This window comes from Streptomyces sp. NBC_00647 (assembly GCF_045207245.1).
Lineage (GTDB): Bacteria > Actinomycetota > Actinomycetes > Streptomycetales > Streptomycetaceae > Streptomyces.
In genome coordinates, this window is sequence record NZ_CP109040.1 from 10,411,430 (window position 1) to 10,437,658 (window position 26,229).

The 26,229-nt window shown below is 68.1% G+C and carries 29 protein-coding genes and 2 pseudogenes; 22 read left to right on the forward strand and 9 right to left on the reverse strand.

The window, feature by feature from the left end; genetic code table 11:
* Positions 1-777: 777 nt before the first annotated feature.
* On the forward strand, positions 778-2,196 hold the full coding sequence (locus OG788_RS45750) for a hypothetical protein (RefSeq protein ID WP_406368532.1): 1,419 nt from the start codon (positions 778-780) through the stop codon (positions 2,194-2,196).
* A gap of 268 nt (positions 2,197-2,464) precedes the next feature.
* A complete protein-coding gene (locus OG788_RS45755) occupies positions 2,465-2,857 on the forward strand; it encodes an ANTAR domain-containing protein (protein ID WP_406368530.1) in 393 nt (130 codons plus the stop codon).
* A 102-nt stretch (positions 2,858-2,959) separates the two neighbouring features.
* Here OG788_RS45755 and OG788_RS45760 read toward each other — a convergent pair whose 3' ends face one another.
* Both OG788_RS45760 and OG788_RS45765 read right to left on the reverse strand, forming a co-directional pair.
* Positions 2,960-3,466 (reverse strand): hypothetical protein, encoded by a 507-nt coding sequence (locus OG788_RS45760; RefSeq protein WP_406368529.1) that lies wholly within the window; start codon positions 3,464-3,466, stop codon positions 2,960-2,962.
* Between the two features lie 49 nt (positions 3,467-3,515).
* On the reverse strand, positions 3,516-4,070 hold the full coding sequence (locus OG788_RS45765; RefSeq protein WP_406368528.1) for a hypothetical protein: 555 nt from the start codon (positions 4,068-4,070) through the stop codon (positions 3,516-3,518).
* Between the two features lie 184 nt (positions 4,071-4,254).
* Between OG788_RS45765 and OG788_RS45770 the strand changes: the two genes are divergently transcribed.
* The gene (locus OG788_RS45770) at positions 4,255-4,629 is read left to right on the forward strand and encodes an RNA-guided endonuclease InsQ/TnpB family protein (RefSeq protein ID WP_406368527.1); all 375 of its coding nucleotides are present in this window, start codon (positions 4,255-4,257) and stop codon (positions 4,627-4,629) included.
* 214 nt (positions 4,630-4,843) lie between these two features.
* Here OG788_RS45770 and OG788_RS45775 read toward each other — a convergent pair whose 3' ends face one another.
* Complete coding sequence (locus tag OG788_RS45775) at positions 4,844-5,191, reverse strand: ATP-binding protein (RefSeq protein WP_406368525.1); 348 nt, start codon at positions 5,189-5,191, stop codon at positions 4,844-4,846.
* A gap of 171 nt (positions 5,192-5,362) precedes the next feature.
* On the opposite strand from OG788_RS45775, the gene OG788_RS45780 reads away from it, so the two are divergent.
* Both OG788_RS45780 and OG788_RS45785 read left to right on the forward strand, forming a co-directional pair.
* Complete coding sequence (locus OG788_RS45780; RefSeq protein WP_406368524.1) at positions 5,363-5,728, forward strand: STAS domain-containing protein; 366 nt, start codon at positions 5,363-5,365, stop codon at positions 5,726-5,728.
* Positions 5,729-5,844: 116 nt separating this feature from the next.
* Positions 5,845-6,069, forward strand: a complete 225-nt coding sequence (locus tag OG788_RS45785) for a hypothetical protein (protein ID WP_406368522.1) — start codon at positions 5,845-5,847, stop codon at positions 6,067-6,069.
* Positions 6,070-7,739: 1,670 nt separating this feature from the next.
* On the opposite strand, the pseudogene OG788_RS45790 reads toward OG788_RS45785, so the two are convergent.
* From OG788_RS45790 to OG788_RS45810, 5 genes and pseudogenes are all read right to left on the reverse strand, one after another.
* Positions 7,740-8,008 (reverse strand): annotated as a pseudogene (locus OG788_RS45790) (DUF4235 domain-containing protein).
* Positions 8,009-8,089: 81 nt separating this feature from the next.
* On the reverse strand, positions 8,090-8,542 hold the full coding sequence (locus tag OG788_RS45795) for a DUF3618 domain-containing protein (RefSeq protein ID WP_406368520.1): 453 nt from the start codon (positions 8,540-8,542) through the stop codon (positions 8,090-8,092).
* Positions 8,539-8,925: a phage holin family protein gene (locus OG788_RS45800; protein WP_406368519.1), complete on the reverse strand. Its 387-nt coding sequence runs from the start codon at positions 8,923-8,925 to the stop codon at positions 8,539-8,541. The genes OG788_RS45795 and OG788_RS45800 overlap by 4 nt, the downstream gene beginning before the upstream one ends.
* A 206-nt stretch (positions 8,926-9,131) precedes the next feature.
* Positions 9,132-9,677 (reverse strand): phosphatase PAP2 family protein, encoded by a 546-nt coding sequence (locus tag OG788_RS45805; protein ID WP_406368517.1) that lies wholly within the window; start codon positions 9,675-9,677, stop codon positions 9,132-9,134.
* Between the two features lie 51 nt (positions 9,678-9,728).
* Entirely contained in the window at positions 9,729-10,784 is a 1,056-nt protein-coding gene (locus tag OG788_RS45810) for a YihY/virulence factor BrkB family protein (RefSeq protein WP_406368516.1), read from the reverse strand.
* A 315-nt stretch (positions 10,785-11,099) separates the two neighbouring features.
* On the opposite strand from OG788_RS45810, the pseudogene OG788_RS45815 reads away from it, so the two are divergent.
* The 17 genes and pseudogenes from OG788_RS45815 to OG788_RS45895 all read left to right on the forward strand — a co-directional run.
* Positions 11,100-11,537: pseudogene (locus OG788_RS45815) on the forward strand (sigma-70 family RNA polymerase sigma factor); the annotation flags it as partial.
* 78 nt (positions 11,538-11,615) lie between these two features.
* Positions 11,616-12,020: a DUF5133 domain-containing protein gene (locus tag OG788_RS45820; RefSeq protein ID WP_406368514.1), complete on the forward strand. Its 405-nt coding sequence runs from the start codon at positions 11,616-11,618 to the stop codon at positions 12,018-12,020.
* Positions 12,021-12,030: 10 nt separating this feature from the next.
* On the forward strand, positions 12,031-12,294 hold the full coding sequence (locus tag OG788_RS45825; RefSeq protein WP_406368512.1) for a hypothetical protein: 264 nt from the start codon (positions 12,031-12,033) through the stop codon (positions 12,292-12,294).
* A gap of 515 nt (positions 12,295-12,809) precedes the next feature.
* Positions 12,810-13,076 carry a hypothetical protein gene (locus OG788_RS45830; RefSeq protein WP_406368510.1) on the forward strand — a complete coding sequence of 89 codons (267 nt, stop codon included), beginning with the start codon at positions 12,810-12,812 and terminating at the stop codon, positions 13,074-13,076.
* A 348-nt stretch (positions 13,077-13,424) separates the two neighbouring features.
* A complete protein-coding gene (locus tag OG788_RS45835) occupies positions 13,425-14,195 on the forward strand; it encodes a histone protein (RefSeq protein ID WP_406368508.1) in 771 nt (256 codons plus the stop codon).
* Positions 14,196-14,201: 6 nt separating this feature from the next.
* On the forward strand, positions 14,202-15,299 hold the full coding sequence (locus OG788_RS45840; protein WP_406376628.1) for an SRPBCC family protein: 1,098 nt from the start codon (positions 14,202-14,204) through the stop codon (positions 15,297-15,299).
* Positions 15,300-15,663: 364 nt separating this feature from the next.
* Positions 15,664-15,918: a DUF6479 family protein gene (locus OG788_RS45845; RefSeq protein WP_406368507.1), complete on the forward strand. Its 255-nt coding sequence runs from the start codon at positions 15,664-15,666 to the stop codon at positions 15,916-15,918.
* 324 nt (positions 15,919-16,242) lie between these two features.
* Positions 16,243-16,716 carry a hemerythrin domain-containing protein gene (locus tag OG788_RS45850; RefSeq protein WP_406368506.1) on the forward strand — a complete coding sequence of 158 codons (474 nt, stop codon included), beginning with the start codon at positions 16,243-16,245 and terminating at the stop codon, positions 16,714-16,716.
* A gap of 418 nt (positions 16,717-17,134) precedes the next feature.
* A complete protein-coding gene (locus tag OG788_RS45855) occupies positions 17,135-17,539 on the forward strand; it encodes a hypothetical protein (RefSeq protein ID WP_406368505.1) in 405 nt (134 codons plus the stop codon).
* A gap of 656 nt (positions 17,540-18,195) precedes the next feature.
* The gene (gene tnpA, locus OG788_RS45860; RefSeq protein ID WP_406368503.1) at positions 18,196-18,654 is read left to right on the forward strand and encodes an IS200/IS605 family transposase; all 459 of its coding nucleotides are present in this window, start codon (positions 18,196-18,198) and stop codon (positions 18,652-18,654) included.
* Positions 18,638-19,849, forward strand: coding sequence for an RNA-guided endonuclease InsQ/TnpB family protein (locus OG788_RS45865; RefSeq protein WP_406368502.1), 1,212 nt, complete (start codon positions 18,638-18,640; stop codon positions 19,847-19,849). The genes tnpA and OG788_RS45865 overlap by 17 nt, the downstream gene beginning before the upstream one ends.
* A gap of 442 nt (positions 19,850-20,291) precedes the next feature.
* Positions 20,292-21,284: an acyl-CoA dehydrogenase gene (locus OG788_RS45870; RefSeq protein WP_406368500.1), complete on the forward strand. Its 993-nt coding sequence runs from the start codon at positions 20,292-20,294 to the stop codon at positions 21,282-21,284.
* Complete coding sequence (locus OG788_RS45875; RefSeq protein ID WP_406368499.1) at positions 21,281-22,054, forward strand: PIG-L deacetylase family protein; 774 nt, start codon at positions 21,281-21,283, stop codon at positions 22,052-22,054. Before OG788_RS45870 ends, OG788_RS45875 begins: the two co-directional genes overlap by 4 nt.
* Positions 22,051-22,665, forward strand: coding sequence for an SAM-dependent methyltransferase (locus tag OG788_RS45880; RefSeq protein ID WP_406368497.1), 615 nt, complete (start codon positions 22,051-22,053; stop codon positions 22,663-22,665). The genes OG788_RS45875 and OG788_RS45880 overlap by 4 nt, the downstream gene beginning before the upstream one ends.
* A complete protein-coding gene (locus OG788_RS45885; RefSeq protein ID WP_406368496.1) occupies positions 22,662-23,432 on the forward strand; it encodes a glycosyltransferase in 771 nt (256 codons plus the stop codon). Before OG788_RS45880 ends, OG788_RS45885 begins: the two co-directional genes overlap by 4 nt.
* A gap of 132 nt (positions 23,433-23,564) precedes the next feature.
* Positions 23,565-24,131, forward strand: a complete 567-nt coding sequence (locus tag OG788_RS45890) for a Dps family protein (RefSeq protein WP_406368494.1) — start codon at positions 23,565-23,567, stop codon at positions 24,129-24,131.
* A 418-nt stretch (positions 24,132-24,549) separates the two neighbouring features.
* Positions 24,550-25,116: a DJ-1/PfpI family protein gene (locus OG788_RS45895; RefSeq protein WP_406368492.1), complete on the forward strand. Its 567-nt coding sequence runs from the start codon at positions 24,550-24,552 to the stop codon at positions 25,114-25,116.
* Between the two features lie 590 nt (positions 25,117-25,706).
* Here the strand turns inward: OG788_RS45895 and OG788_RS45900 are convergent.
* Positions 25,707-26,219 carry a PadR family transcriptional regulator gene (locus tag OG788_RS45900; protein WP_406368491.1) on the reverse strand — a complete coding sequence of 171 codons (513 nt, stop codon included), beginning with the start codon at positions 26,217-26,219 and terminating at the stop codon, positions 25,707-25,709.
* Positions 26,220-26,229: the final 10 nt, after the last annotated feature.

Here is a 26,229-nt window from a genome sequence, read left to right on the forward strand (position 1 = left end):
CGCCGCGGACGTGGGTGACGACGCCCAACAGCACCGCCACGGCGGCGAGCAGCTCGACCGTAGGGGGGCCCGTGCCCAGGCGCTCAGTGTGCCGATCGCCACTGACGTCTCCGGGGGCCTGTCAGGCCGGCGGCAGATGGATGCGCAGCGCGGACTGCACCGAGCGTGGGTCAGCGACGGCGCAGCAGCATGACGACAGCGATGATGACGATGATGAGGACGACGGTACCCAGGCCTATGTACACGGGTTTCTCTTTTCCTCGGGGGAGCGGCGCCTCTTGATGCCGCAGAGACCGAGTGCCCCGGTCTGGGCTCTTCAGCCGGGGGGCGACCGAGGCAGTGCCTCCGAGCCGTGTCCGGGCCGTCGCTGTCCTGCCTGGCGCCTGCGGTTCGAAGGGCCGGGCGCCGGGCGCTAGTGCCACGGGGCAGCGTTCGGCAGCCAGGTCATGACCAGGGGGCGAACGTACGGGAGCTGCTGGGCAGGCTGCGTGCTTGTTGCCGATGAACGACGATGGAGGTACAGGGGCTGGCCGGTCCTGCGGTATCCGCCCCTCAGGGCGCATACCGCCGTGGTGCGCCGAGGACTGCGCGCGGAGGGAGTTCGCCGTGGACTCGTCCGCCGCCCCCGGCCCGCCAGAGCACGGCAGGCACAAGCTGAACCGCCCTTCGGGCCATGTCGAACGAGCGGAGGACGAGTGGCTGCGGCGCCCTCATGGGATGCGAAGCCGTCGCCTGCGCCTTTGCGGAGCGTCCCTGCTCCTCCTCCTGGCTGTTCTGATGGCGCCCATCAGCGTCGTCGCCACCTGGGTAAATTCCGAGGTCACCGACATAGATCGTTATGAGCAGACGGTCGCACCGCTCGCCAGAGACCCCGCCGTCCAGGACCTGATCATCGAGCGTGCCACTGATGGTCTGGTCCACAAGATTGACGTTCGCAAGGTCACCGAAACGCTCGCCGACACTCTGGCCGACCAGGATGCACCCCGCTTCCTTGTCGACGCGGCCAGGTCGCTGGATGAAGAGCTCAAGGGCGGGCTGAGGGCCGGCGTGCGCTACACGGTCGCCAGAGTGGTGACGAGCGATGCTTTTGCCGAGGCGTGGGACAGCATCAACCGCGGCGCGCACACCGCCGCGTCGAACGTTCTCACCGGGGAGGCAGGCGGAGCGCTCGAGGTCAAGGGCGACACCATCACGCTGAACGTCGGCGCTGTCATCGAGGAACTTCAGAAGCAGCTGATCGGTGTGCCCCTTGTCGGGGCGGAGGACATTCCCGGGGCCCACAAGTCGATCGTGCTGGTGCACAACGACCATCTGAGTGAGGCCCGTGATGCTGCCCGCTGGCTCAGCGTCGTCGCCCCGTGGTTGCCCTGGGCGGTGGTTGTGCTCGCCGGGCTGGGCATATGGGCGGCACCCTCACACCGGGTTGCGCTGATGGCTGCAGGCATCGGCATCGGCGCCATGATGTGCGTGCTGCTCATCGCAGTCGCCGTGATCCGCCAGATCTGTCTGGACGCGGTGCCTCCGCCAGCCCAGTCGCAGGACGCAGCAGCAGCCCTCTACGACACCCTGGTGAGGTTCCTCCGGCAAACCATTTTCACCGTGCTCCTCACCGCACTGCTCACCGTGATCGCCGGGTATCTGTACGGACACGGCCGTGGTGCCGCCGCCGTGCGCACAGCAGCCGCCCGAAGCACCCGCACTGCTGGGCACGCCCTCGCCCGGACGGGACTGAAGCCAGGTGCCGTCGGACAGTGGCTGCGCATGCACAGGTCCCTGACCACGGGCGTCGTCATCGCGGCCGGTGCCCTGGCCCTCGTCCTGTGGAACTACCCCACGCCCGCCTCCGTGGTCCTTGTGCTCCTGGTAGTCGTGGTCGTCCTGGCGACCCTGGGCGTCCTGGCCGCTGCCGACGCTGCGGAGCAACGCTTATCAGGCGGGGGCGGATGCCATCCACCCCTACCGGGTGGCCTGCTGCCGGCTGAGGCAGGCCCGGGTCTTCGTATCACCGGTCTCATCGACGACCAAGGCCGCGGTGGCGCGACGCAACGGCAACGCCTGTCGGCAGTTCCTCACACACATCGGCGGTTCAGGAGAATCGCAGGGGGCCCGAACCGGCCGATCGGCGGCATTGCCGCCCCTGACGAAGCACGAGCAACTTCTCTGTCAGTTCAGCGTGTTGCACGAGCTTGGCCTTAGATCCCGAGCCCGCCGGCGAAGCCCAGAGACGCTGGGGCCCTTTGGGGGGCGATGTTTGCTGACGTGACGGCGGGGCATGCGCGAACTAGTGCTTCGGACCGGAGGCGCACGTCGAGCAGGGGATCACCCCGCATGCTGCGATTTCCTCCGGCCAGGCAGATCCCCACATGGCGAACCCTGACAACCCGTTCTTGCCATGCCCGGGCGATCCGTTTCGCGCACGGCAGGAGCCCGGCGATCGGTCCAGATCAACGAGGAGGCAAGTCGGATGCGGGAGCTGTTGGCCTCCGGCCACGACCGAAAGGGTGACCCGGACTCCGAGCAGCCGGCCACCACGACCACCCCGCGCACCGCTGCCACCGCACATGAGGTGGGGGCGCTGCAAGAGCGACCGAGCACGCCGCAAAACCCCGGCGCGAACACGGTGAGAGACCAGGCAGTGGGCATCGTGATGGCACTCGGACGCCTCCCCGCCGACCAGGCGCGGACCGTGCTGACGGAAGTCTCCCAGCGCACCAACATCACGCTGCTCCGCATCGCCGGACTCCTCACCGCCTGGGCGTCCTGCGGCGAACTCAACCTTGGTATCCGCATCGCCCTGGAGGAAGCCATCCGGGCCCAGCGCCGCACTGCCCAGCCAGCCGGTCCAGCGACCCACTGAGCACCCTGGAACACCGGACGAAGTGCACCGGGCCGACCGCTGCCCGAACCTGTGCCCGCGCAGCGCGGCGAGCCAGGAACCCAGCTGCGTCGCGGCGTTGTGTCAGGTGACCAGCAGGCGGTTGAAGAACGAACGGTAGTGCTGCAGTGCCAGGCGCAGGTCTTCGGTGTTCGCCCGTTCGCCTCGGTTCCACTGCCCTTCCAGTTCCTGCTTGTGGTCGGCGAAGGTGGCGGCCAGCCTCTGCATCACATCGGCGACGAGGGCGTCGGCGGTGTGCACGGCGTCGCGCGGGTCGTCGACGAACCTGTTCTGCACTTCCTGCCAGCGGGTGCGGAACCCTTCCTCGTCCTCTGCGCTGAGGAGCTGCGGGACGTCCTCCTCGGCTTGGGCGCCCCGGCCCGAGCTCTGCGTGTTGACGTCGGCCTCCGCGGTCTCGTCTTCAACGGGTTTGCTCGGCGTGTCCGTGCTCTCGCCGGGGAAAGTGGGGACATCGGCCTGCTCCTGGGTGCCGGTTGCGCCTTCTTGCGTGGACCGGTCGCGGGGCTGGGCGAGGTCGTCGGTGGACAGGCCGCTCGCGGTGGCGGTACCTGATCTGTCTTCGCGTTGCATGTCTCCTCCGTTCCCGGACGCCGGGGCTCCGGCCCGTTGGCTGCGCCGTTCAAGCCGGAGCGCGGCGGGACTGGCCGCCGTCGGTGAGCAGCTCGTCGAACAGGGAGCGGTAGTGCACCATGGCTCCCCGCAGCTGTTCCGTGGTCGCCTCGTGGCGGGTGCTGAGCACGTCGACGTCGTGGGCGGCCCGATAGTGCTCGAGCGTGCGGCCGTGCTCGACCGAGAGGTCCTTGAGCTGTTGCTCGAAGTCCTGGGTGGGGTAGCCGCGCTCGTGCATCAGGGAGGTCACCAAGCGGTCCGCGTCGTGCACGGCGTCCTCCGGGCGGTCCACGAACTCGTCCTGCACGCTGGTCCAGTCCCGCGTGTACCGATCCCTGACACCGCTGTCCAGCGGCTTGATGTCCAGCGCGTCATGCCGCTTCTCGCGGGCCCTGAGCTCACGCTCGCCGGCCGTGCGGCTGTCCGCGTCCTCCATCGTGCGTGCGTACTCGGGGCCGAAGCGCTCACGCAGCTTCCGGCGGCGCATGAGCGAAACCACGACGGCCGCCAAGGCGATCACCACCACGACGGGAATGACGATTGCCAGAAGTGTCCCTGTCGACATGGGGCCGAACCCCCTCACAGACGCGCCATATATTCTCATTTGGGTGAGTTCCCCTATGTTTGTCCCTGAAACGAGGCCAGACGATCAGCGCGGACGGCAGAGCGGGTGGCGGTCATCTCAAGCGCAGCAATGAATCGCTGACACCGACGCGTCCGGCCTTGGGTGCACCCGGCTCGCCAAGGCCGTGTACGACGCGGGATGGTCCGCGTTCGTCGGCATGCTGGAGTACAAGGCGGTCAAGCACGGCCGTACCTTCGCCGAGGTGGACCGGGCCTTCCCGTCCTCTCAAGTCTGCTCGGCCTGCGGATTCCGGGACGGCCGCAAGCCCCTGCACGTCCGGGAGTGGACGTGTGGCGAGTGCCATGCCGTCCACGGCCGTGACCACAATGCAGCACGTAACGTCCTGTTCGAAGGACGCCGAATCGTCGCCGCCGGACGGGTGGAGACGCGAGACGCCTGCGGAGTGCCGGTAAGAGGGGCACACGTGCCCGCACAGCGCGTTGAAGCAGGAAGCCCCCGGAAGGGTCAGACGGCCCAGGCCGGAATCCCTGGACTTTAGGCCAGGGAGCACGTCAGGGGCGGGGATGTGGACGCCGCTACGGTCCGGCGATGTGCGCTCGTCATCTGAGCAGCGACAGCGGAGCCTGGTCCGGCTATCCGGCGCCCACGGCGGTGCCTGTGCCGAGGACGACGTGGGCGATGACGCGCTTGCCGACCGATGTCGACTCGACGGTGACGGACTGGGCAAGAGCGGTGACGATCTCCAGGCCGTGCTAGCCGATGCGGGCGGGGTCCGGGGCCTTGGCGGCCGGCAGCACAGGGCTGCTGTCCCACAGCTCGACCTGCAGCACGCTGCCATGGACCCGCAGATGCAATAGAGCCGGACCGGGGGCGTACTTGCGGGCGTTGGTGACCAGTTCACTGACGATCAGCTGGACGATCTCCACCGTGGCCGTCACCACCGGAATGCCACGCGCGTCCCGCACCCTGGCGAGGAAGACGGCCGCGAGGTGGCGGGCCTGCGCAATACGGGAGCCGTCGCTGTCCAGCGCGAGCGAGGCCTCCATCACCGACCAAGCGCCCAACTGGCCGCCATCGGTGTCCTCAGGTGATTGATCCATTCCCGCCTGCTTCCATGTCCCCGCCAGGTACCCCTCACGGCGCCGCCCACGCACGCCCGGGACGTTACCTGTGGCACAGCCACACAGACGCGGCGCCCGTAGGATGCCGACCTTGACAGGCCTTCAGCTCGAAGGCGACGACCTGGCACGACGAGGATTGCTGAAGAGCACGTGGCAGACATTCACCACCCAGCCGAGCAGCCCGCCCGGCTGTCGATCACTCAGACCATCACCGACGGCATCCGCGTTCTGGCCCTGGCCGGCGAACTCGACGCCGACAACGCCGGTGCACTGCGCCAGGCCCTTCGCGTAGAGGAAGACAGCGCGCCGCTGACCGTGCTCGATCTCAGCGCAGTCACCTTCATGGACTCCAGCGCCATCAGTGTCCTGGCCGCCGCCCATCGCGATGCCGACGCGGCGGGCGGCTGGATGCGGATGGCGGCCCTGAGCCAGCCGGTCCGACGGGTCGTCGAAATCGTCGGCCTCGACACGATCATCACCTGCTGCCCCACCCTCGCCCAAGCCCTCAAACCCTGACCCGGCGGACACAGCGGTCCAGCGACCCAGTACCTCGCAGTCAGCTTCGCCGGCCCGGCCCGTCGGAGCGCCGGGGCCGACTCGCCGCGTGAACGGGACGGGGGCAGGCTGGAGGCGTGAGCCGCGCGCCGATCGTCGTGCACCGGCCCTCGCGTACGGGCGGTCGGAGAGTGAGCGTGCACCGCCACGGACGCGACGAGATCCTGGGCACCGCGTACAGCGACCTCGATCTCGTCGTCTTCCTCGAAGCCGCCGGCGTCGCCGATCCCGAGGCTGTCCTGGACGACCCTCAGTGGGTGGAGTGGCGCGACGGCCGCGCGCATCAGTTCAGCGCCGCCTGAAACCCGCAGCTGTCCAGCGGCCCCGGCCGGGGTTCGCACGGGTGCGGTGCTCAGACAAGCGAGAGGCGTTGAAGCATCCTGCGGAACAAGATACCGAGGGCCGGGTTGATGTTGGGGCGGCCGGTGAACATGCCAGTGACGTTCGGGCGCGGCTCGGTGGAAGGGCTGATCGGGCCTACAGGGAGCTTTGCGGGCGTTGACCAGAAGCGCCCAAGCAGTATTCAGCGCCGAGGGCCGCGGAGAGCGCCCTCGGCGGCCCTTGCGACCTGGGGAAGGTCGGCTCTTGGTCGCCACCATCGCCGCCGTTCCGTGCGGAGAGCTGGGTTCAGCGGGTGGTGAGCATGCCCTCGCGGAGTTTTGGTGAGGGTGCGGTTGAGGAGGCGGGAGACGTGCATCTGGGAGACGCCGCGGCTACCCGCATTCGGACAGTCCATGCGAATGGCGGGGTGTCTCTCGCTCTCCCGTTCCGGGTGTCATGCCCGCGTGAAGTGATGTTCTACGGCGGGGTGACATGCGTCGGTGGTGAGGGGGCACTCGCGATGGCTATGCAGGCAAATCAGACGTATGCCAGGAGCGACGCCCTTGTTCGAACCGGGCTTTGGGCAAGCCCCGCACCACGGCCGGCCGAGGGGAGGCACCGGCGCACCGGACGGCGTCGGGGCCGGTGGCATCGCAGGCTGCTGGCCTACCGCGGTGTCGACCTGCTGCTGTCTTCGTCTCCGGAGGGTGCGGGTGAGGAGTGTCTCCTGCTGGTGCACATCCGCAGGGTGATCGGACGGGTGACCTATCGAGCGTGCGACACGTGCGCCGAGGGCGTGATCACCGACGTCGTCCTGGACGAACCGTTCCGCGACTGCGGTCTGGGCACCAGGGCACTGTCACATCTGCGGTCCCAGTATCCCGACGTCACCTGGCGCACCACGCTGGATACTCGCCTCACCCGCGCTCTGCTGTGCCGGATGCGCGTTCCCAAGGCGACTGCGGGCGGGAACTGCCCCCACGGCCGACCTGATGTCACTGCCCCTGCTGGTAGTTGACGGCTCAGCTGGCGGGCGTTCACATCCCCTCAGCGGCTTCCGTCCCCGGCAGATGAATCATCAGGGTTGACGCCGGTGTAGGCGGTGGCATCCTTTTTGCCGCTGGGGCGGCGGGACGATCCGTGGTGCCCGGTGTCGTGCATGCCCTGGGACTTTCCCCGGTCTTCGGCACGCGCGGTCAGGCTGTCTGAGGGCGTGCCCGCTCCCGATGCTTCTTTCTCTTCCTTCGTAGGCGCCTTGCGGGGCTCGTCGGGCTCCGGGGCGTATGTGTCGGGGTGGAAGGAGCGGTGGGCGCTGGGGTTGGGCTGTTGTGACTCGTCGTTCACGGACGGGCCCCAGCGCAGCTGACGCTCTCCCTCGGATTTGCGCGGCCCTGGCCCCTGTGGGGGCTGCTTCGCTGTCTTCGCCATTGCGGGACCTCTTGTTCTTTGCGGCTTGTGTGGTGGCTCTCCTTGCGTGGGGCGGGGCGTACTGCTGGGGCATCCGGGTCCCACAGTGTGATCGGTTCTGATGCCGGTCCGCTGGGAGGCCTCTCCCTTCCTGCTGCCGGTCGGGAAGACGGCGTCGTGTCGTAAGTAGGGGCTGGCGTGGGGGCCGGGACTCCGCGTCCCGCCGTCCCCCCACGTTGCCTTGTCAGCCTGGCCAGGTTCCGGTCAGGCTGCGCGTGGTGGCGGCGCCGGCACGGTCGACGGCGGCTTTGACCGCCGCGAAGATGGCGCCCTGGAGGGTGGCGGCCAGGAGCACCTCACTCCAGGCGCGGTCCTCGTCGGTGGCGTCGGGGGCGTCTTTGTCGTGGCTGAGCACCTTCCACGCCTGTTTGAAGGCGGCCCCGGCGATCATGCCGCTGACGGCTCCGCCAGGGCGAGCCCGACCGGTTTGTAGGCGATCTTCGAGGCCTTCATTGGAACTCCTCCGTGGATACCCCGGCCTTCAGGCCGGGGAGGAAACGGACTCCTGCGGAGCAGGGGAGCGGGCTGGGATGCTCAGCCCTTCTTGCGGCGGTGGCTGGTCAGCCACAGCACGGTGACGCCCGCGGCGGCGACCAGCAGCACGGTGCGGTGGCCCCGTGCCAGCTGCGCAGACTGGGCCGCCTTCTGCCGCAGAGGTGCGGGTGCCTTCTTCTCCCACATCCGTCCGGCCTGGGCTGCCGTCGCGCGGACCTGCCCGGCCGCCTGGGCGGCTTTGTCCTTGACCGGGTCGGGCAGCTTGTCCTGAACCTGGGAGGTGGCCTTCGCGGTTTGAGCCTTGAGCTCGTCGGCCTTGACGACGGCCTGCTCTTTGAGCTCGCCGGCCTTGTGCTGGGTGCGGGCCTTGACGTCGGTTTTGTCCGCGAGGGCCTGGACGGTCTGCCCGAGGTCGTGGCGGGTCTGCTCGATCTGTTCGCGGAGCTGTTCGGGGTTGGGGGCGCTCGGCTGGTCGGCGGGCGTGTGGGTCATCGGTGTGCGCTCCTCTTGATCTCGGCCACGTCGGCCTTGACGTTCTCGATCGTGCTCTGGGGTGTCGGCGGGGCGGCCTTGCCGATCTGCTTCTTCCCGCTCAAGGCCAGGACGGCGGCTATCACACCGAGAACGGCGGTGACGATGAGAGCCGCGGCCCACACCGGCAGCAGCAGGGCCAGGGCTGCGATGACGGTGGCCACCAGTGCCTGCAGCATCAGGAAGCCGGCCAGCGAGGCACCGCCGAACAGCCCCCCGCTCTTGCCGTAACGCTTGCCCTTCTCCTGCATCTCCGCCTGCGCCAGCTTCATCTCGCCGCGCACCAGTTCGGTCAGCTGCTGCGAGGCCTGCTGCACCAGCTCGCCCACCGGCTCGTGCCCCACGCCGTTCGTAAACCGGCCCGAGCCGGTGTCTTGCGGTTGTGTACTCGACACGCGATGACCTCCCGCTCTCTTTCGTTCCTGTCGGCCGGACCGTGCTCACTGGGTCCCGGCCGTCCAATGGGTGCGCGAGTACCCCGAACCGTCGAGTTCAGGAGAAAAACGATCTGCTGCGAACAGGGGATGCGCTGCGGGGTGGTACGTGGCTGCTACAGCCACTGCCGCAGCAGAAGCGGGAGATGCCGGGTGAGCCAGGCGCTGCCCAGGCCGATCAGGGCGCCCGCGGCGACATCCGTGGGGTAGTGGGCACCCGACTGCACCCGCTCGATAGCCAGCAGCGCAGTCGGCACCGAGCAGAGGGCACCGGCCAGCGGCCACGTGGGGGCAACGGTGGCGGTGAAGGCCACGGCGGCCGCGGTGTGGCCCGAGGGGAAGGAAGAGGAGTCGGGCCGGTCCTCCACCTCATCGTGCTCAATCCACTCCTTGGGCGGCCGGGGCCGGTCGACCAGCTGTTTGCCCATGCCGTCGGACACCAACTGCGCCAGGGCGAGCGCCGCAAGCCCCGAGACTGCGGCCGTTCGCCCGCGCCGTCCGCCGAACGCGCTCATCACTGCCGCCGCGCCGCACCACAGCTTGCTGCTCTCCGCCGCCTCCTCGACCGCCGACAGCAGCCGGCCGATGGCAGGTGGAATGCGGGAGGCGGCCCGCTGCGTCAGATGCCGATCCGCTTCACCCAACTCCGCTATCAGTCTCATGAGCTGCGGATGTCCCTGACGATCCGATATATACCCGCCCAGCACTGGTGGTCATTCTTCACCTTCGTCGAGGCGGCGTAGGTCTTCCTCGTCCCATTTCCGGGTGTCGCGGGGCTGGGTGTAGGGCTCGGTCTCGGGCGGGAGCCCCCCGGCGATGGCTCGCTGGCGTACCGCCTCGGCGTCGAACTCCAGGCCGAGGAGGATGGCCAGGTTGCTGATCCACAGCCACACCAGGAAGACGATGACGCCGGCCATCGTGCCGTAGGTTTTGTTGTACGAGGCGAAGTTGGCCACGTAGAACGCGAATCCGGCGGAGGCGATCATCCAGATCACCAGAGCCAGGAAACTGCCCGGAGTGATCCACTTGAAGCCCTTCACCTTCGCGTTCGGGCACGCCCAGTACAGGATCGCGATCATCACCGTGACCAGCACGACCAGGACCGGCCACTTGGCGATCGACCACACCGTCAGCGCTGTGTCCCCGACCCCCAGCGCCGTGCCCACCTGGCGGGCGATGCCGCCGGTGAAGACCACGATCAGCGCACTGACCACCGCCAAAATCATCAGGACGACCGTCACACCGACACGCACCGGCAGGATCTTCCACACCGGCCGGCCCTCCGGCATGTCGTAGATGGCATTGGCGGCACGGATGAACGCTGCTACATAGCCCGAGGCGGACCACACCGCCACCACCAGGGCGATGATCGCCACGAGTGAGCCGAGGCCAGTGTTGCCCTGCAGCTGCTCCACCGCGCCGGTGAGGATGTCACGGGCCGAGCCGGGAGTGAGCTGCTTGAGATTGTCCAGCACCTTGTCCGCAGTCGACTTTCCGGTGATGCCCAGCAGGGAAACCAGGACCAGCAGGGCCGGGAACAGCGCGAGCACCCCGTAGTACGTCAGCGCCGCCGCCCGGTCGGCCAGCTCGTCCTTCTTGAACTCCCGCAGGCTCCCGGTGAACACCTTCCGCCACGCCCGCCTTGGCAGCTGCGTCGGCGTGTCCGGCGCCCGCTCCTCCACCTCGGGCCCGGGTCCGGCCTCCTCGGGCGTCGGCACGTCGTCGACACCGTTTTGTTCTTTTCGACCTGAAAGACTGAATTTCGCCATGCGCGCCGAGTACCCCGGCTCATCGGAACTCCTCCGTGGATACCCCGGCCTTCAGGCCGGGGAGAAACCCAGGTCGTCATTTGCCGCGCGGAAGGGGCAGGTGCCGTTTACGGTTGCGGCCGGGGGGAACACGGGAATTCGTGCTTCGGACCGAAGGCGCACGCCCTGCGGGGATTTCGAATCCTCCTGCCCGCTGCGGTTCCTTCGGTGGTCAGGCAGCTCTCTCGCGCGGCGATCCATGACAGGCACTGTTCAGGCCGTGCTCGGTACCTGGTCCCGGCCCCGCCTGAACCCGGCTTTCAGGAGCGATCCCCCATGCTCACTGAGGTCACCGCAGGCCCTTCGCGCGGCGGCGGTACCCCCGCAGCCTCTCCTGCCGCCGTGCGCCGCACCCATGACGATGCTCCTGCCGACGCTGCTGCGCTCTTCACACGGCTGGTGGACCTAGGCGAGGGGCCGGAACGGGACGCCGTGCGCGAGAAGCTGGTGGCCCTGTGGCTGCCCATGGCGCACCGGATCGCGGGCCGCTTCCGCGACCGCGGCGAAGACATCGAAGATCTGCGCCAGGTGGCGGCCCTCGGGCTGGTCAAGGCCATCGACCGGTTCGACCCCAGCCGGGGGGCCTTCGAGGCCTACGCGGTACCGACCATCACCGGCGAGGTGAAACGGCACTTCCGCGACCGGATGTGGGCCGTGCGGGTGCCCCGCCGGGTACAGGAGTGGCGCAACCAGGTACGTCTCGCGCGCCGCGACCCGCTTCCTCACGTTCCGCACACGCTGTCATGACAGTTCACGTAAGGCCAGAAGCCTCAGCCCCAAGGAGTTGCACCGATGCTGATGCCCCTCCCCGCCGCTGTGCGCCGGCTCGTCGCGGAATATGAGTCGCTCCTCGCCGAGGAAACGCCCGGCGGAACGCCCCCGAGCCAGCGCCTGCGCGACCTCGCCTACACCCTGTGCGTGTCCACCGGAACCCGCGAGATCGCTGACGCCCTCGACACCGCCCGCTCCTACCTGGCCGAGACAGCCGTCGCATCCGCCGCCCACCCCGCGGCCATGAGGTCCGGACCCGGACGCCGGGCGGCCGCCGCATCTCCCAAGTCCTCAGCCATCGCAGCGCCCGTCTTCCACCACGACTCCGCCGGCGAGCCCACCGCCCGCCGCGACGTCTCTCCGCGTCCCGGGCACCGGCCCGTGGCGTCGCCTGCTGCGAGCGCGGGGCATGGCGGCGGAGGGTGAGGTGTTGGACATGAGCGAGCGTTCCGTGATCGTCTACCCGCCCACACGACGTGTCGGCCGTCCGGTGTGGGTGGATGGAAGGCCTGCAGGCACGGTCCGCAGTCTGCGTGCACTGACCGAGCTGCTGCAACGGGCGGGCTGGGAGGGCCTGGACGAGGTCGACGTGGCCGAACTGCCGGTGATCGAGTGGCACGGAGGAGGACCGGAAGTCTGGTCCCCGGGAGCGTCGGACCCCTGGGCAGGCGGCGTTCAACGGCAACCTGATCCACGGTGACGGAGCGCGGCGTAGGGGCCAACGGCAGGGGTGCAGAACGGCCTTGGCCCGCACTCTCGGCAGGCCTCAACACTCATGCCGGACCACGCGCATTGACGATCGCCGGCTCGCTGCCTGCAAGGCCCTGGTGACGGTGCCACCAGACTGCACCGTTGCGTCCTCGATCCGTCAACCATCCCGCGCAAAATGAGCGCGCGAGTTACTGAGAGCCCGGCTGATCTCAGACTGGGCCACCTTCCGGCCTCGGACCTGTAGGCCTTCCGCGTCTGTATCGGGCCATGCCCCGAAGGGCCTCTGGGAGACGCGGGCTGAGTGGTCTCCTGAGCTCTCGCCCCGCACGAGAACTCGAGACGAGATGGCTCCGGACCAGAGAGGGCGGGGCGTGAGGGCGTCGCAACGAACTTGCAGAGTGCCAGCCTATGATCTACGCACAATAGGGCATGTCTGACTAATTTCGCGAATAGGGCGTGGTGGTCCGGGTAGTCCGTCGAGAGGACTAGTGAACGGAGCACATCGTGATCATCAAGAAGATGCATGACATGGGTATCCGTAGCGAACACGCATACCTGGCCGCCATGGCATCCATAGGCCTCACCGTCGTCGCCTGGGCTGGCTCCTTGAAGATAGAACCCGGCGTCGACATCGCCCGGGCCGACCGCTGGGGAATCTACATCGGCGAATGGGCCCCCACCTTCTTTGGCCTTGGTCTGGCCCTCTCTCAGTACGAGCAGCAAGACGACGCCATCGCCAGCGAACTGCTGGCGCACCAGAGCGTCAACTGACTCACGGGGGCCTCACCACGCCCCGGCAAACGGCGTTCCGCCAGAACACACACGCAGGAATGCAGCATGCGCATTGCCTGCGAGCGGACCTCTTTACGTGCTGATCGGAGTTGAGTCCGTCTCGAACGGCCCCGTCCCGTGCAGTGATGTGTGCCGAACGCAGGACGCAGCTGCACGACCGGGGAGTGCTGTAGGCCCGTCTGGCTCTGCTGAACCAGGAACTCGAAGACGGAGACATCAGCTTGGAGGAGCTTGGAGGAGTTCGAACGAGAAGAGGAACGGGTGCTCGATCGGCTGCATGTCGCACGGGCCTGTTCCGCGCCCCGAGCGATCGAAGGTGACGCAGTCATGGATGACAAGGAAAAGGTGGTTCTCGCGGCCGCTGTAGTGGGCGGCTATGTGCTGGGCCGCACCAAGAAGGGCCGGTTGGCCCTGTCCATTGCGACGTATCTGGCGGGTCGGCGATTCGGTCTCGAACCTCGTCAGCTTGCCGCCGAAGGGATGCGCAGGTTGGGCGAGGTTCCGCAGGTCGCCGAGTTGCAGAAGCAGTTGCGCGGGGAAGTGCTGGAGGCGGGCCGCAAGGCGATGACCGCCGCCGCCGACCAGGGCATGAGCACGCTCGCCGGCACCCTCAGCGACCGTACCGCCCGACTCTTGGAGAAGGCGGATGAGGGGGAGGGGGACGAGGAGGAGCACGCGCCGGAAGACAAGGACGCGGAGTACGAGGAAGAGGAAGAAGAGGAAGAGCCGGAGGAAGAGGAAGAGCCTGAGGCGGAGTACGAAGACGACCAGGCCGAGGAAGAGGAAGAGCCGGAAGGCGAATACGAGGAAGAGGAGGAAGAAGAACCAGAGGAAGAAGAACCGGAAGCGACGCCGCGGAGGCGCCGCGGTTCGGGAGCGGATCGGTCCCGCAAGGCACCCGCATCAGCGGCACGTGAGAAGGCTGCTGCCGCAGGCAGCGAGAAGTCTCGGGCGGCCAAGAAGACTGCGCCGGCGAAGAAGACCGCGCCCAGCAGGAAGACGGCGGCGAAGAAGACCGCTCCGGCCAAGAAGTCCGCGGCCAGGAAGACGACGTCATCGAAGCGGGCAGCGTCCAAGCGCGCCGATCGTCGGAGGTAGGCCGCCATGACCAAGACGGAACAAGACCAACCAGCGGAGCAGGCGTCGGGTATGGACCGGCTTCGCGAAGAAGCGACCAAGTTCTTGTCCGCGCAGGTGGAGAATCTTGCCGAGAAGGCCGGCGACAAACTGACGGACGTCACCGGGCAGCTCAGTGATGCGGCCGAGAGCGGCTCCCTTCCCGCGATCGGCTCCCGCATCCTCCAAGGCGACTCGCCGGTGAAGGCGTTCGTGTCGGAGAAGGCCAAGGGTGTCAAGGACAACGTCGTGGAGAAGGCCAAAGGGGTCTTCGGTGGAGGGAAGGGGAAGGGGAAACGGAAGGCCAGTGGCGGCAAGGTCATGAACATCATCGAGGTTCTCGATGTGGGAGTGCCTTTGCGGGATGCGTACGACTACTGGACGCAGTACGACAAGTTCAGCAGCTTTGCCAAGGGTGTTCGCGACGTCTCGAAGGCCGATGAGGTCGGGAGCGACTGGAAGGTCAAAGTCGGCCCTTCGTCGCGCAGCTTCAAGGCGACTGTCCAGGAGCAGATTCCTGACGACCGCATCGTGTGGACCTCTGAAGGAGCCAAGGGCACCACCCGCGGCGCGGTCAGTTTCCATGAGCTGGCGCCCACCCTGACGCGAGTCGTCCTGGTGGTGGAGTACTACCCGTCCGGCTTCTTCGAGAAGACGGGCAACCTCTGGCGGGCGCAAGGGCGCCGTATGCGACTGGACTTCAAGAACTTCCAGCGATACGTCACCCTTACCAATGAAGAACCCGAGGGGTGGCGCGGCGAAATCCGGGACGGCGAAGTCGTCGTGTCCCACGAGGACGCCGTAGAAGAGGAAGAGGCCGAGCAGGAGGAATCCGAGGGCGAAGAGCCCGAGGGTGAGGGCGAAGGCGATGCGGAGGAAGGCGCCGAGTCCGCATACGAGGACGAGGGCGAGGACGAAGAAGCGGCGGAGGACGCATACCAGGACGAGGAGGGACCGGAGGGCGAAGAGGGGGCGGAAGACGCACACGAGGATGAGGACGAGGAAGGAGCGGAGGGCGAAGAGGATACGGAGGACGAGGAGGACACTCCCCGGAAGAGGAGAGGACAGAGGCGACGCCGTGACTGACGCCGACTTCCGCCGAGGTCCTACCCGCCTCCGGCCCTTAGACCACCAACCTCGCCGATACCCTCGAACGCCCTCTCGGCAGCAATCGTCGCCCCGTTACCAGTCTCACCTGCGGGTGTCCGCAGGTGACCGTCCCACACGTACGAAGCGCCCTGTGCTGCGGTCCTCGTCCTATTTCCGGGTGTCGCGCGGCTGGGTGTAGGGCTCAGTTTGCGATGCCAGACCCGGCGATGCCCGCTGGCGCACCGCCTCCAGGACGCTCCATGCCTGGTCAGGCGTCAGGTACACCCTGCTGGCTACGGCGTTGATCAGGCTGCCGGGTGGTAGTGGGTAAGTTTGTGTTGATTTGGGGTATACGGCCCTCATGATTGACGAAGCGCACACGATATTGGCCGTTTCCTCGGTCGGCGCCCTGTGGCTGGCAGTGGCGGGCGTGGCTGTAGTCGCCGTCCTGGTGGCGGCGTTCGTCGTCGGCAGCAGGCGCGCCGCCCGGCGCAAGATATCCACCTCCGCGCCTGGGGCCGTACAGGCACGCCGGGACTTGGCCGACCCTGCACGGCGCGGTGCAGGATGGAGTACTCCTGACGACGACCCCGAGCAGGGTCACCCCCACCGCTGACCGCTCCTTTCTGCGGCAATGGCTTTGAGCAAGGGGTGATCGGCGTTGGTGGGTGGGCGGAAATGCCGTCGCGGAGCATCGCAAAGAGGCGAGTCCGCTCTGCGTCGGGGGAGCCTGGGTGCGGTGCTCGCCCGGTAATCCCGTTGCGGGGCTACGAAGACGGTAATGGGGGCGACGCTGAGGCGTAGCGTTCGCGCGTTCGGCGTAGGGGGTACGCCTTTTGGGGCCATCACCTTTGCCGCGCGGTGTCCCCGCCGCCGCTTCGGGTACACGGCGTCGGGGTGACAGCCGCTCCGCCTGGTGAGGTACACGAAGGAGAACGTGGTGGACGGGATCGTACTGCTCAAGGAAGACCACAAGACGGTGGAGAAGCTGTTCAAGCAGTTCGAGAAGGCCGGCGAGGACTCCCACGTCGAAAAGCGGAAGATCGCCGACCAGGTGATCGAGGAACTCACCAACCACACCTGGATCGAGGAGAAGATCTTCTATCCGGCTGCTCGGGAAGCCGCACCGGACACCAAAGACCACGTCCTGGAGAGCGTCGAGGAGCACCATGTCGTGCTGTGGATGCTTTCCGAACTCAAGGACCTCGATCCCACCGATGAGCGGTTCGACGCCAAGATGACGGTCCTCATCGAGAACGTGCGTCACCATGTCGAGGAAGAGGAAAAGGAGTGGTTTCCTGACGTCCGCAAGGCCATGGGCCGCAACCGCCTCACCGAACTCGGCGAGCAGATGGAGAAGGCGAAGCAGAGGGCCCCGGGCGACCCCCTGGCCGTCCCCAGCGCCGACCAGTAGCGGGCCCCGCCCGCTGCCGGCCTGTATTGCCGTGTCGTTGCGTGGGACGGGTGCGGTATTCGGTCGATGCGGCCGCCTGTGGTCGTGGCGTCCGCGCCATGCCTCACCACCCGCCCCTCAGCCTGGACGCGCGGTATCGAAGTAGCGCGGCCCCGCCAGAGCGCTTTGACCGGGCAGCGGGAGGTCAGGTACTCAGCAGTCGCGCATCCGGGTTCGGGTTCCTTGTACGCGATCTCCAGGGGAACGACGTCGGCCGCGGACAGACACTGCACCTTGTCCCCAAGGGGACAGACAGACCCATCCGCGCCCCCGTGGCGACGAGGTACGGCCCGGTACCTCGGGGGAGGTGTACCGGGCCGTGTGCCGTCCTTCCGCCGCATGGTCGGCGCCTCTTCACATCTGAACCGGCGGGAGCCTTGTGAACAGCGATATCACCGTGGACGAGAGCTGTGTCAGCGCATTTTGGGAGCTGAGGGGGAAGCGGGAAGTCAACACGGTGATCTATCGGCTCAGTGACAGTCTGGATAGCTGCCTCGTCGAGTGCCAAGGCAATCTGACACACGACGAGTTCTTGCTGATTCTGCCCGCCGACGAACCCCGGCTTGCCGTCTACGACCTGGCCTTTGCGACGGCGGACGGAACGCGCCAGAACAGGACTGTGCTGATTTCCTGGCTGCCTGGAGCGGCCGTTCCGCAGCACGAGGCGGCCTACGGTTATGCCCATGCAGCTCTGCTGGACAGGCTGGGCGGCAGCCTGGTGTCCGTACGGGCCACTGATGTGGCGGACCTGGACTACAGCCGCCTCGTTTCCCAGGCCGGCTGATGCCGCGGGCGGTATGCCCGGGCGAGGACCGCTCGGCGTACCTGATGGACCCGGTCGGGCAGCGGGCGGTCGAGGGCGGCGGCCAGGGTCATTGCACCTCTCTCGTGGAACGCGTGGAGGGGCCCTGGCGCCATTGGCGCCAGGGCCCCGAAGGAACTGCTACACCATCTGCCGGCCCTGGTACTTGGCCGGCCTTCAGTTTCCGCAGACCCGACCGAGATGCTGTCGGGGGTGCGGGGATCGCGGTTGCTCGACCGGAGACCACCTCACTATCGATGTCCTGCGGTACCCGGGCTCAGCCATTCCGCCCGGGCGATCCTGATGGCGCGAGATTCCTCCGTTCTTTCCCTCTGGGATCAATCACTTACCAAGCGGACTGCGTACTGCTGTGATGCGAACTGCTCGGTGGCCTGCGACAGCGCCACTCTTCGGCAGCCAGCCCCGTCGCCCGTCATGCGTCTGCTCTGGCTCGGAACCCCACTGCCGAACGTCCCGGCACGCGCGCCCGCAGCCGACGCCATCCGACAGCTAGCGAGGGGACCCGCGCCTTTAGGCGTGGGGGGAATCGCTTCTCAAGGCTGCTCTGACCTCAACTGTGCGCACGGATCTGCACTGTTGGCCTCAGCTGGATGCGTGGCGCCTGTGTAATGGCTGGCATGACCGTGACGCGGAAGGTTCGTCGGTATTCCGGCGGCGTGTACGACTTGGGGCTGCACGTGGTGTGGTGCCCGAAGTACCGCCGTCGGGTTCTCGGCGGCCGGGTCGCGGTCCGACTGCGTGAGCTGATCGAAGCGAAGGCGGTGGAGAAGGGCTGGGAGATCATCGCCCTGGAGGTGATGCCCGATCACGTGCACCTGTTCGTCATGCACGAGCCGAAGGCGTTCGCGTCGTACGTGGCGAACCAGTTCAAGGGGTTCACTTCCCGTGTGCTGCGGGACGAGTTTCCGCACTTGAAGTCGCAGATGCCGACCCTGTGGTCTTCGTCGTTCTTCGTCGCCTTGGTCGGCGCGGTCAGCGCGGACACGGTGGAGAAGTACATCGACACCCAGTGGGAACGCCCCTGGACCAAAAAGCAGAAGGAACAGGAGGAGGGCGGCAGTGCACCGCGCGTATAAATTCCTCCTCCGGCCCACTGTGCGCCAGGAGCAGGCGCTGGGCGAGATGCTGCGGGATCACTGCTCGCTTTACAACGGGGCGCTGCAGGAGCGCCGTGACGCCTATCGGCACGTCTCGAAGACGGGCATCAAGTACGGCGATCAGTCTGCCCAGCTGAAGGACATCCGGGCGTTCGACCTTGAGCGTCAGGGACGCTGGTCTTTCTCCTCCCAGCAGGCCACGCTGCGCCGTCTGGACAGGGCGATGCAGGCGTTCTTTCGCCGCGTCAAGGCCGGCGAGAAGCCGGGCTACCCCCGCTTCCGGGGCGTGAACTGGTTCGACACCGTTCAGTTCCCGAAGGACGGCGACGGGTGCCGCTGGGACTCCACCCCCCACGACCCGGTCACCCGCGTCCGGCTGCAGGGTGTCGGGCACATCCGCGTGCACCAGCACCGAGCGGTCAGGGGCCGGGTCAAGACCGTTGGCGTCAAGCGCGAGGGTCGGCAGTGGTACATAGTCCTGGCCTGCGACGAGGTCCCCGCCGAACCCCTCCCGGCCACGGGCACGGTGACCGGCATCGACATGGGCGTCGCCCACTTCCTCACCACGTCCCAGGGCGAGCACATCGCCAACCCCCGCCACGGCAAGCGCAACGCCGCAGCCCTGGCCAACGCCCAGCGCACCCTCAAGACGTTCCCGCGAACGAAGCGGGACAACCGCACGGCCAGGCACCGCCGGGCCGTGGAGAAAGTCGCCCAACTGCACCGCAAGGTCAAACGGCAGCGCGCTGACCACGCACACAAGACCGCGCTCGCACTGGTCCGCACCTACGACACGATCGCCCACGAACGCCTCAGCATCGCGAACATGGTCCGCGCACCCAAGCCCGAGCCCGACCCCCGAAACCCCGGCACGTTCCTCCCGAACGGCGCCGCGGCGAAGGCCGGGCTGAACAGGAGCATCCACGACGCGGGTTGGGGGGTGTTCCTGGGCATCCTCGCGCACAAGGCTGAAAGCGCCGGTCGTCGACTGATCCCCGTGGACCCCCGCAACACCTCCCGCACCTGCCCCGCATGCGGGCACGTGTCCGGCCAGAACCGCGTCACACAGGAGAAGTTCGAGTGCGTGAAGTGCGGGCACACCGCCAACGCCGATCAAGTCGGTGCGCTGAACGTTGCTATCAGGGCCGGGCTGGTCCTTCCCGACGTGGCCTAGCCACCGACAGGAGAAGCCCCCGGATTTATCCGGGGGAGGAGTCACATCCAGGCGATCTCTTGTCTACTCTGGTCAACATAGATTTTAGCGAGTCCAGTAGTGAGGTAATCGGCTTCGAGTGGCGACCGTGCGCCGCGCGCCGGGCACCCCTGCGCATCGGTGCCAACGGCGCTGACGGGCGTGCCCCCGGAAGTGGCGGCGGCCCGCGTGCTGTCGGATGCTGGGCTGGACGGAGCGCGCCCCGCCCCCCTGATCCAGCTTTCCCCGGTGCCTTGCAGCCCAAGGGACGTGTGGGCTACTTGCCGGGGGCAGGACCTGCGCAGCCAGGTCCGAACCGTATGCCGTCAGCTCCTGGACCAGCTGTGCTGCGTGTTTTGAGCAGGAACCTACGGATACCCAGACGCCTGCTGATGCTCTTCGACGATGTATGCAGGAGGTCCGCGTGATTGTCACGCCCCCCGAGTTGCCTGAGCACCTGCGCACCCCGCAACTGCGCACGGCGGATCTGTTCGCCGGCTTCGTCGAGCGCGAGGCCCCGGGCGTGCCGCTGCCGGGCCGCTCGACGGCCCGCCGCTTCGCCGTCCTCATGGCCCTGGGGCGGCGGGACCTGTCGCTTGCACGGCTCGCCGAGGGGCACCTGGACGCTGCGGCGATCCTGCATGAACTGGACCACCGCCTGCCCGGCGAAGGGGAGCGGTGGGGGGTGTGGGCCGCGCGCCCGCCGGGTCCCGGCACGCATGCGACGCGCACCGATCGGGGGTGGACGCTCAGCGGCGTGAAGCCCTACTGCTCCGGGGCCCACGCCTGCACCCACGCTCTGGTGGGCGCGGACGCCGAGGACGGCTACCGTCTGTTCGCCGTCGCGCTGGACCAGCCGGGCGCGGAGCCGGTGGAAGGGACGTGGCCGGCGATCGGTATGGCCGGGAGCGACAGCCTGGAGATGTCCTTCACGGATGTGCCCGCGAAGGCCGTCGGTGGGGTGGAGGGCTATCTGGAGCGGCCCGGTTTCCAGCACGGGGGTATCGGTGTGGCGGCCTGCTGGCTGGGCGGTGCCCACGCCGTCGCTGCGCCGCTGTACGAGCGAGGACGGTTGAACGCGCACGCGGCCGCCCATCTCGGAGCGGTGGATGTGCTGCTGCACACGGCCGACACAATGCTGCGGCAAGCGGGTGAGGACATCGACGCCGATCCTCTCGACGCACGCGACGAAGCGCGGGTGCGCAGTCTGCGCGTGCGGGCCCTCGTCGAAAAGATGTGCACCGAGGTACTGGACCACGTGGGGCGTGCCACGGGCGCCGGGCCTTTGTGCCACGACGAACGGCACGCTCGCGCGGTGGCGGACCTGACGGTCTACCTGCGCCAGCACCACGCGGAGGCGGACCTGGCCGAACTCGGCCGCCTGGTGACGGCGGACCCGGCGGAGGCGACACGATGAGCCCGTCGAAGACCGCTGACGCTGCGAGAGCGGCCGCCGCTGCGGCGATTGACTCGCCGGGCACCGACGAGGCGGAGTGGCAGGCGGCACGACTGCCGGACCATCTGCCCCACCTGGTGCTTCCGCCAGGTCCCGTTGTCGTCGTGGCGGCTCACCCGGACGACGAGGTTCTGGGATTCGGCGGTGCGATGGCCACCCTCCTCGACGCCGCTGTGGCGGTCCACACGGTGTGCCTGAGCGACGGGGAAGCATCCCACGGCCCTGCGTCGCCGTCGGCCCGGGAACAGTTGGCCGCCCGCCGCCGCGGCGAACTGGCCGCAGCGCTGGGCGAGCTCGGGGACCTGCCTGCCCCTGTGCATGCAGCTCTGCCCGACACCGGCCTCGACGAGCACGAGACCCGGGCGCAAGCCGTGATCGGCGAGGTGCTGGACGCCGTCGGGGCTGCGGTGTGTGTGGCGCCGTGGGTGGGTGACCTGCACAGTGACCACGAGGCCGCCGGTCGAGCCGCCGAACGTGCAGGCCACGACCGCTCCACGCCGGTGTGGTTCTACCCCGTGTGGATGTGGCACTGGGCTCGTCCGTACGACGACCGTGTGCCGTGGAACCGGGCCTGTGTTCTTCCTCTGGCCCAAACGGCGGCCGACCGTAAGAAGGCAGCGCTGTCACGGTTCACCAGCCAACTGGAGCCCCGCGGCTGCGGCGTCGGGCCGGTGTTGCCGGCGCAGGAGATCGCCCACCACACCCGCACCTTCGAGACGGTGCTGCGTTGAACACCCCCGCCCGCTACTTCGACGACCAGTACGCCCGCGCCGTCGACCCGTGGCATCTCGGGGAGCGGTGGTACGACCGCCGCAAGTACAACCTCACCATGGCGGCCCTGCCCCGCCCCCGCTACCTGCGGGCCTTCGAGCCGGGCTGCTCGGTGGGCGTACTGACCGAACTCCTGGCCGCCCGATGCGATCAGCTGCTCTCCACCGACCGCATCGCCGCGGCCGTCGAAGCCACGACTCGACGCACCTCCGCCTTGGACCACGTCACCGTGAGACGGATGACCGTGCCAGAGCAGTGGCCCCAGGATTCCTTCGATCTGATCGTGCTGTCGGAACTCCTCTACTACTTCGATCCCCGCACCCGTACACGGCTGCTCGAACGGAGTGCGAAGAGCCTGGGGGAGGGCGGTCACCTGGTCACGGTGCACTGGAACCACCCGGTGGCCGAGCACACCTGCACAGGCCGCGACATCGCCGACCGCCTGGACACCCTGACGAGCCTGAGCCACCTCGCCCGCTACGACGATCCGGACTTCACCCTCACCGTCCACGAACACCGGCCAGGTCCGGGCCAGGCGCTCTCCCCGGCCCGCGCGGAAGGTCTGGCGTGACCCCCGCGGCCCTCGCTGTCGTCATCCCGGCACACAACGAGGAACACCGCATACATGCCTGTATGCGCAGCGTGCACGGGGCCGTAGAGCACGTGGCGCCGATGCCCGTCGTGATCGTGGTGGCGGCGGATGCCTGCACGGACGCCACAGCGACTCTGGCCGCCCGCGGCGGAGCCCACGTCGTCAATACCCCGAACCGCAATGTCGGAGCCGCACGGGCGGCCGGCATCGACCACGCCCTGAAGCTGCTGGCAGATGCCGGCCCGGACGTATGGCTGGCCATGACCGACGCCGACACCACCGTGCCGGCCCCGTGGCTCACCCACCAGGTCGCCTGGGCGCGGCGGGGCTACGACGCCGTTCTGGGCACCATCCGCCTCGCCCCCATCACGGCCGGCGCCCCTCATGTGGCCTGTCACGACGCCGACTACTTCCGCACCCGTCCGTTCAAGGAGACGGAGGCGATGTGGGAGCACCCGCACGTCCACGGAGCGAACCTGGGCGTGTCCGCCGCCGCCTACCTGCGGGTGGGCGGCTTCGCACCCCTGCCTACCGGCGAAGACCGCGACCTCGCGGTCCGGCTGTTCGCGGCGGGCTACCGGATCGCCCGTACCGACCGGCATGCCGTGCACACTGCGGCCCGCCTGTGCGGGCGGGCTCCCGGCGGGCTCGCGGATCTCCTCGCCTCCCTGCATCCCGCACCGCACGGCCTCGATTCCGTCCGTCACCGCGGCCCTGAACGGCTGGACCCGGTGAACCCGGCCTGACACCAGGTACCCAAAGACGCGCAGCCCGGCGAGGCGGGAGGGCTGCCTGGTCCGGATGAGGCTGCGGTGGTTGTGTCCTTCGATCACGGGTACCGGGAGTGGGCAAACCGTACGAGAACAGGAGACAAGGCTATGCCTTCCGAGGTCACCCCCGCCCCCCGCTACACCGTCCCGGGCCTCACCGTGCAGGACGCCGGCTCGCTCATCGAGGTGCTCCAGCAGCGCCTGCATGCCCTCAACGATCTCCACCTCACGCTCAAGCACATCCACTGGAACGTGGTCGGCCCGCACTTCATCGCCGTGCACGAAATGCTCGACCCACAGGTCGACCGTGTTCGCGCCATGGCAGACGACGTCGCCGAACGCCTCGCCGCACTGGGGGGCATCGCCCACGGCACCCCGGGCGTGCTGGTCGAAGAGCGCACCTGGAAGGACTACAGCGTCGGCCGCGCCGACGCCATCGCCCACCTCGGCGCACTCGACCTCGTCTACACCGGACTGATCGAGGACCTGCGCGCCGCGGTCAAGACAGTGGGGGAGATCGACCCGGTCACCGAGGACCTGCTGATCGAGCAACTGCGCGACCTGGAGCAGTTCCAGTGGTTCGTCCGGGCGCATCTGGAGACCGCAGGCGGCACGCTCACCACGGCCGGTGCCACTACCGAGACGGAAGCCGCCCAGCAGGCCATGGAGCATTGAATCCTCCCCCAGCTGAAGCAGGGGGATTCCTGGCTCACGCTGCCTACGGGTCAGCGACCCGACAGGTCTTCCGCGATCAACACCAGCCGGGTTGAAACCAGCCCGGTTTGATACAGCAAAGCGTGGAAGTGCATGTGCTGTCTTGGTTCTCGATCAGCACGGTGTGCGGGCTTGGTTCTTGCACCGCACGGCGTGCAGCGTACCCCGACGGCGTTTCGCCCTGGGGGCGAAATCCCGTCGTTTCCAGCCCTGCTCCGCAGGAATCCGATTCCTCCCCGGCTGAAGGCCGAGGCATCCTCGGAGGAACCCGGTGACATCGACAGCAGAGGCGGCGTGAACGGTTGCGGCCGGATCACCTGAGCGGGATCCGGAGCGCGACTGCGATATGCCCCACCCGGTACGAGGAAGGCGCATCACCATGTCCGACAAGCCGTTCAACGGGCACCGTGTCCTGGTACTCGTGACCAACTACGGAGTCGAGCAGGACGAGTTGCTCGTGCCGGTCCGCCGGCTAGGGGATGACGGCGCGGACGTCACCATCGCCGCCGTGACTCCCGAGCCCATCCAGACGCTGGTGGGCGACCGGGACCCCGGCGAGGCGGTGGAGCCCACCACCACGCTCGAGACAGTGGATCCGGGCGCGCACCAACTGCTGCTGATCCCCGGCGGCACGATCAACGCCGACCAACTCCGCCTGCAACCCAAGGCCCTTGAAACGATCCGGGCGTTCGCGGCGTCGGGTCGCCCGATCGCAGCGATCTGCCACGGACCCTGGGCCCTGGTGGAAGCCGATGTCCTGCGGGACAAGACCCTGACCTCCTATCCTTCAGTGCGCACCGATGCCCGCAACGCAGGTGCCAAGGACTGGGTCGACGAACCTGTCGTCAGCGACAGCGCAAACGGCTACACCCTGGTCACGTCCCGGACGCCGAAGGATCTCGACGATTTCCTTAACGCCGTCAGCGAGGCCCTGGTCGGCTCCTGAGGATCGCGCGTTGTGCGCAGGCCCTCCCTTCGGGGGCGAGCGCGGTGCGCGTGTGGAGCGTGCCGGGACACTCGCCCACACGTACTGGCCCGCTCTTGAGCACGTTGCGATGCCATCGGTGTCGCGCGCGGGTGTCCGACTTCTAGGTGGACTGGGCCGGGTCTCGCTGTCGGGTGGCGGGCGAGGGGTCCTCTCGGGCCATGTGGGCCTGGACTGGTTGAACAGTGTGTGCTGTAGGGCGGCGATGGCCTCGCTCCGGTGTGCTGCTGCTCCGCCCGTCTGACACCTCTGCGACAGGGGCCATCGGCACACGGGCGAGGGAACCGGCTGGGGGAGCGTCACGGTGGAGGATCGGCGTTCACGCCCGGGAGACCTACCTGCGAGCTTGGCGTGCGCGGGAGGTCACGACCGGCCCCGCGGCTCATCGCGGACCTGGCTCTACGGGATCGCGACCAATGTGTGCTTGGCCGCCTTGGAAGCCCGCCGCCGCTGGCCCTGCCGGCCGGGACGGTGGCCGAGCGCCTGCCGCTCGTCCCGCGGGCCATGGGGGCGAGGCCGCGCCCACGGGGTTCTGTGTCGAGTGGGACGCCCTAGCGAATCTGGTCGGCCGCCCACGCGGCCCACTCGCGGCGCATTGCGTTGAAGCGGAGGCCGTACTCCAGGGCGATCTTGCCGTTCACCGACAGCGGGTCGTCGCCCCAGTCGATGGAGTCGGCCAGTTGATGCAAGGCCTCGTGCTCCTGCTCCGAGAGCTCCATGAGCTCGGTGAGGTAGCTCCGTGCTTGGTCGGGTGTGATCACGTTGAGGAAGAAGACCCGAAGCAGGATGTCGCTGCGGGTGTGGCGTTGGGGCTTGATCTCCGTCAGCCAGTGGCGCAGTTCCGCCAGGCCCTCGTCGGTGAGGGTGTACTCCTTACGGCCGCGCGGGCCCTGGGCCGAGACGCTGATGAGGCCGTTGTCGGCGAGCTTGGACAACTCCGTGTACATCTGGCTCTGCGTGGCGGGCCAGACGTTGGCCAAAGAGGTCTCGAAGCGCTTCAGCAGGTCGTAGCCGCTGGCGGGGTGCTCTGACAGGAGTCCGAGGAGGGCGTGTCGAAGGCTCATGTCGTCAGCT

Coding starts and splice junctions, on each gene's coding strand:
- OG788_RS45760 (WP_406368529.1), bottom strand. CDS start 3,466: ATGCAACGCGAAGACAGATCAGGTACCGCCACCGCGAGCGGCCTGTCC.
- OG788_RS45765 (WP_406368528.1), bottom strand. CDS start 4,070: ATGTCGACAGGGACACTTCTGGCAATCGTCATTCCCGTCGTGGTGGTG.
- OG788_RS45895 (WP_406368492.1), top strand. CDS start 24,550: ATGTCCGACAAGCCGTTCAACGGGCACCGTGTCCTGGTACTCGTGACC.
- OG788_RS45825 (WP_406368512.1), top strand. CDS start 12,031: ATGAGCGAGCGTTCCGTGATCGTCTACCCGCCCACACGACGTGTCGGC.
- OG788_RS45875 (WP_406368499.1), top strand. CDS start 21,281: ATGAGCCCGTCGAAGACCGCTGACGCTGCGAGAGCGGCCGCCGCTGCG.
- OG788_RS45795 (WP_406368520.1), bottom strand. CDS start 8,542: ATGACCCACACGCCCGCCGACCAGCCGAGCGCCCCCAACCCCGAACAG.
- OG788_RS45810 (WP_406368516.1), bottom strand. CDS start 10,784: ATGGCGAAATTCAGTCTTTCAGGTCGAAAAGAACAAAACGGTGTCGAC.
- OG788_RS45835 (WP_406368508.1), top strand. CDS start 13,425: ATGGATGACAAGGAAAAGGTGGTTCTCGCGGCCGCTGTAGTGGGCGGC.
- OG788_RS45805 (WP_406368517.1), bottom strand. CDS start 9,677: ATGAGACTGATAGCGGAGTTGGGTGAAGCGGATCGGCATCTGACGCAG.
- OG788_RS45755 (WP_406368530.1), top strand. CDS start 2,465: ATGCGGGAGCTGTTGGCCTCCGGCCACGACCGAAAGGGTGACCCGGAC.
- tnpA (WP_406368503.1), top strand. CDS start 18,196: ATGACCGTGACGCGGAAGGTTCGTCGGTATTCCGGCGGCGTGTACGAC.
- OG788_RS45845 (WP_406368507.1), top strand. CDS start 15,664: ATGATTGACGAAGCGCACACGATATTGGCCGTTTCCTCGGTCGGCGCC.
- OG788_RS45890 (WP_406368494.1), top strand. CDS start 23,565: ATGCCTTCCGAGGTCACCCCCGCCCCCCGCTACACCGTCCCGGGCCTC.
- OG788_RS45820 (WP_406368514.1), top strand. CDS start 11,616: ATGCTGATGCCCCTCCCCGCCGCTGTGCGCCGGCTCGTCGCGGAATAT.
- OG788_RS45775 (WP_406368525.1), bottom strand. CDS start 5,191: ATGGATCAATCACCTGAGGACACCGATGGCGGCCAGTTGGGCGCTTGG.
- OG788_RS45840 (WP_406376628.1), top strand. CDS start 14,202: ATGACCAAGACGGAACAAGACCAACCAGCGGAGCAGGCGTCGGGTATG.
- OG788_RS45900 (WP_406368491.1), bottom strand. CDS start 26,219: ATGAGCCTTCGACACGCCCTCCTCGGACTCCTGTCAGAGCACCCCGCC.
- OG788_RS45750 (WP_406368532.1), top strand. CDS start 778: ATGGCGCCCATCAGCGTCGTCGCCACCTGGGTAAATTCCGAGGTCACC.